Origin of the sequence: Marinomonas gallaica, assembly GCF_001639745.1 — a bacterium.
Lineage (GTDB): Bacteria > Pseudomonadota > Gammaproteobacteria > Pseudomonadales > Marinomonadaceae > Marinomonas > Marinomonas gallaica.
The window spans coordinates 1-259 of the sequence record NZ_LTAX01000093.1 but is presented as its reverse complement, the minus strand read 5'-3'; the positions used below and the strand labels follow the sequence as shown (position 1 = coordinate 259).

The following is a 259-nucleotide window of genomic DNA, read 5'->3' as shown; positions in this document are numbered from 1 at the left end:
AGATTAGTTGGGCGGAGCATAGTGCTAATCAATAAACGAGCACAAGGGCAACATTATGAAGTTGCAGCTGAAAAGTATCTTATCAGTTGCGGCTTGTCGCCAATTGAGAGAAACTTCCTAGTTAAAGGAGGCGAACTCGACCTGATTATGAAAGATGGCGAGACGATTGTTTTCGTTGAAGTTCGCTATCGTAAAAGCCAAGCTTATGGGCATGCTGCGGAAACCGTCACTACGAGCAAAATGAGAAAGCTCATCAAAG

1 protein-coding gene is annotated in these 259 nt (G+C 44.0%); it reads left to right on the top strand.

The window, feature by feature from the left end; all coding sequences use genetic code 11:
- Positions 1 to 21: 21 nt before the first annotated feature.
- Positions 22 to 259 (top strand): YraN family protein (locus AYW76_RS18775; protein ID WP_067224042.1); only part of this gene is annotated, 238 nt, incomplete at its 3' end.